We start from the raw sequence: 3,786 nt of genomic DNA on the forward strand, positions 1-3,786 counted from the left end.
CAGGCGTTGGTGAATGCAGATATTGCTTTGACGTCTGCAGATGCCGTGACCGTCAGCCTGAGTTATGCCGAAGCAACTGCGCTGACGGCGAGCGATGGCTCTGCCCTGCTGGCCGCCAATGTCGACACGCTCGAAGCGACGATGACAGGCGCGGAGGCAAAGGCGCTGACTGAGGACCAAATCGCCGCCCTGGCCGCCAGCGGCATTAGCGTGATCGATCTCTCTGACGAGGCCGTCTTGCTGACCTCCTCCCAGGTCAAGGCCTTTTCGTCGGCTGGCATCTCCTTTTCTGACGATGATACTGTCACCCAACATGCAGCGCCGCAACTGGCAACCGATGTTGCGACCGTTGCTGAGAACAAGACGGCGAAGGTTGCTGTGCTCGCCAATGACGCGGCCTTCGACGACTATGACCTGTCGGTCACCAGCGCGGTCGTGACATCGGGCGATGGCGTGGTGACGATCGCCAATGACGGCTCCCTGTCCGTCACATATACGGGTGCGGATATCGACGGCTCCAAGAAAGCCACGGTGAAGGTGACCTATATGGCCACAGACGGCGTTGAGACCGCGCAGTCGACCTTGACGGTCACCTTTACCGCAGTGACGGAGCCGCTGACGGGCTCGGCCAAGGCGGACAAGATCACCGGCTCCTCGCTGAACGAAGTGATCAGGGGGCTGGGCGGCAATGATACGCTCTCTGGACAGGGCGGCGTCGATACGATCTATGGCGGGGCCGGCAATGACCGCCTGTTCGGCGACGCCGGCAATGACGTCCTTAAGGGCGATGACGGCAATGATCGTCTGGCCGGCGGCGCCGGGGCCGACGATCTCTATGGCGGCAGCGGGGCAGACGTCTTTGTCTTCTCGAAACTGTCGGATACTGGCGCCAGCAAGGCCAAAGCTGACGCGGTCATGGACTTCCGGCACGCCCAGAAGGACGTGATCGATCTGTCCGACCTCGACGCCAATGCCAAACGCAGCGGGGACCAGGATTTCGACTTCATCGGCTCGGACAAATACTCCAAAACCCCCGGCGAGTTGCGCCTAGACGGCGACAAATCGGGCTATTATCTGCATGGCGACGTCAATGGTGACGGCAAGGACGATTTTGTGATTGAAATTCATTCGACCAAAAAGCTGGCTGCGTCGGATTTCGATCTCTGATGCCCTCAGGCGCGGGTGCATCGATCGTAGTGCGAGCGGAATTCGGTCTTTGATTCTGCGGCTATGCGGTCGCTGTTCTGCACCGGAGGGATTTCGGGCGTGCGCAGTCCAGCATTCGATTGAGGATCGCGCAGCCGATGGCAACTTCCGTCAGTTGTGCCGCGAATGAGCGTTCTCGCAGCCGGCGTCCGATGATCGACTTGTAGCGACCGATCGCTGTCTCTACCAGCCACTTCATCCGGGCCTGTTGCAAACTTTCGGCAGTGTCAGAATGACCCCTATCGCCCCGGCCTTTATGCTTTGTTGCTCGCGAGGCTGGGTTGGCTCGATACAGTCTTGGCGTGTTTGGCGGAGGCTACAATGGCGGCCCTCGCGGCGTACATCCTCGTCCGGATTGGAAAGCCGCATAGCCGGTCGGATGAATAGCTGGCCCACACAGTCAGTCGTCTCCGCTCTTGAACCAGTCAAACCCACGACCCGCAAAACATGAGGATATCAGCCGCACTAAATGAGACGTCGATTTTCGCACCAAATGGTGCTAGTTTAGCTACTCATCTGCGGGAGATTGATATGCGATCCACCATAAATCTCGACGACGATCTCCTGGAACGTGCCAAGTCCCTCACAGGCACGAAGGAGACAGCAGCTCTTGTTCGACAAGCGCTGGAGACGCTGGTGCGTGTGGAATCCGGCAAAAGGCTGATCGCGCTTGGCGGCTCTATGCCCGAAGCTGAGGCGTCGCCTCGCCGGCGGAGCGACGTAGCCAAGTGATCCTGGTCGACACCTCAATCTGGATAGATCATTTTCGATACGGGGACGCCGAGCTACGAAAAATCATCAATGATGACCGGCTGCTTTGCCACCCTTTCGTTGTCGGCGAACTTGCGCTTGGTAGCCTGCGAGAGCGGGATGCAGTGCTTGCCTTCTTGGCAGCTCAACGCGAAGCAATGATCGCGACCCATACAGAGGTAATGATGGTAATCGATCGGCATTCGATATTCAGCATGGGGATCGGTTACACAGACGCGCACTTGTTGACTTCAACACTGCTCGACCAGCGGTCTAGTTTGTGGACAAGAGATAAGCGCCTGGCGGCCGCAGCAAAGAAAGTTGGTGCGGCGCTTCATCCGCATGCGCAGGCATCACATTAGAACCGCAACGCGGGACAGCCTAGTAATATTTGGCCCTTGAACCGATGTGAACCGACGTCCTGCCAAAGCGAGACCGCAACTCATGGGCAATATTGTATAATTCCTTATCGCTCGTCTCGATGATAGCCCAATCGGTCTGATCGTCTTTACTCCCTCTGTTCCTCCGATGCAAACGCAAGCGCCTTGTTGAAAGCGGCTTGGTGTTGTCGGCATGTCGGGGATGGTCTATCGAAGCGGCGCGGACGCACTCTGACAGCCGATGGAGAGACACCAAATCGATGGCACGCAAGCACAGAGAGGATTTTGCTTCGGAAGATGTTGAGTCGGAGCCCGTTATCTGCCCGCTCTGCGAGCGGGTAATACCTGACGACCAGATCGAGGACCACCATCTTGTTCCCAGGAGCAAGGGTGGCAAGATCAAGGTTCCATTGCACCGGATATGCCATAGCCACATACATGCAGCCTTCACGGACGCCCAGCTGGCAAAGAAATTCTCCACGGTCTCAGCTATTCTCGAGGACCCCGCGATTCAGAAGTTCGTTAATTGGGTAAAAACAAAACCACCTGGCTTCGATGATGAAGCGGAGAAGCGTGGCCGACGTCGCTGAGAATTGGCCACCAGACTGCGCCCGTTGGGCTCGATTTGAGATCGCCGGGCACACTCTTCGTCGATTTTCGCCTGGAAGCCATGTATAGGAGAGAACGGCATAACTGCGGTTTCTCAACCGGCTGGCCGTCGAGGAATTTTGCCAATACCGCGCATAGCGTGATGATGTTGAACCTACGGATTTCAAGGCTGACGAGCAACGCCAGTTTATCGCCCAGCATGCGGTGCGATTTGTTGTCACGCCCGATACGGGCCGGCGCATAGGCATATATAAGTTCCAAAGTTTCGGCAGTCGCGGCTTGATTGAAGGCTTTGATTTCCGAAGCAAGCCGCACGATAAGGTCATATGCCGCGCCCGTCTGGTATGTGCTGCGGTCAGGAGCATATTCGAGAAAAATAGAAGACGTCAGGGCGTCGGTGATGACGACTGGATCGATATGAACTCCCATCGTCTTCATCATGATCGTGCTCAAGCTATAAGGAACTCCACGCCTATTTCGGCATCACGCCCGAAGACGTCGCCAAGCAGGCCGCCAACGCGCTTGTCCGATCCTCTCACGTGGGGGGGCCGCAATGTGGCGCTCCCCACGCGATGTCGGAAAGGGGGCCGCTGAGCGCTGATGCGCAGCTCAGCTGAAAAGCCCCTGCGTGGCAAGTTGGCTGGCGCGGAATTGTGCATGTTGTGATTGCATTTTGCGCATTCACAGAACCGTCACGGAAACTTCATAGAAATATCAATCACTTATCATCTTTCTTTTGCGCGATGGAATTTTGTTATTGACGATATGAGGGTCGGTTTGTATAAGCCGGGACATCGACGGGGGCGGCGGTTGCTTCTAGCGGCAGGCGCGCTCGTCTCTG

The 3,786-nt window shown here is 57.0% G+C and carries 3 protein-coding genes and 2 pseudogenes; 3 read left to right on the forward strand and 2 right to left on the reverse strand.

The genetic code is table 11. From position 1 onward, the window contains the following. Positions 1-1,167 (forward strand): annotated as a pseudogene (locus tag M2360_RS26730) (hypothetical protein); the annotation flags it as partial. A 61-nt stretch (positions 1,168-1,228) separates the two neighbouring features. Here M2360_RS26730 and M2360_RS26735 read toward each other — a convergent pair. After that, positions 1,229-1,396, reverse strand: a pseudogene (locus tag M2360_RS26735) (IS5/IS1182 family transposase); the annotation flags it as partial. Between the two features lie 341 nt (positions 1,397-1,737). On the opposite strand from M2360_RS26735, the gene M2360_RS26740 reads away from it, so the two are divergent. Both M2360_RS26740 and M2360_RS26745 read left to right on the forward strand, forming a co-directional pair. Continuing rightward, positions 1,738-1,938 (forward strand): type II toxin-antitoxin system VapB family antitoxin, encoded by a 201-nt coding sequence (locus M2360_RS26740; RefSeq protein WP_280778432.1) that lies wholly within the window; start codon positions 1,738-1,740, stop codon positions 1,936-1,938. Further along, positions 1,935-2,318: a type II toxin-antitoxin system VapC family toxin gene (locus M2360_RS26745; RefSeq protein WP_280778433.1), complete on the forward strand. Its 384-nt coding sequence runs from the start codon at positions 1,935-1,937 to the stop codon at positions 2,316-2,318. Before M2360_RS26740 ends, M2360_RS26745 begins: the two co-directional genes overlap by 4 nt. A 540-nt stretch (positions 2,319-2,858) precedes the next feature. On the opposite strand, the gene M2360_RS26750 is transcribed toward M2360_RS26745, so the two are convergent. Further along, positions 2,859-3,398: a hypothetical protein gene (locus M2360_RS26750; protein ID WP_280778434.1), complete on the reverse strand. Its 540-nt coding sequence runs from the start codon at positions 3,396-3,398 to the stop codon at positions 2,859-2,861. Positions 3,399-3,786: the final 388 nt, after the last annotated feature.

Origin of the sequence: Rhizobium sp. SG_E_25_P2 (genome assembly GCF_029892285.1) — a bacterium.
In the GTDB taxonomy this organism is placed as follows: domain Bacteria; phylum Pseudomonadota; class Alphaproteobacteria; order Rhizobiales; family Rhizobiaceae; genus Rhizobium_E.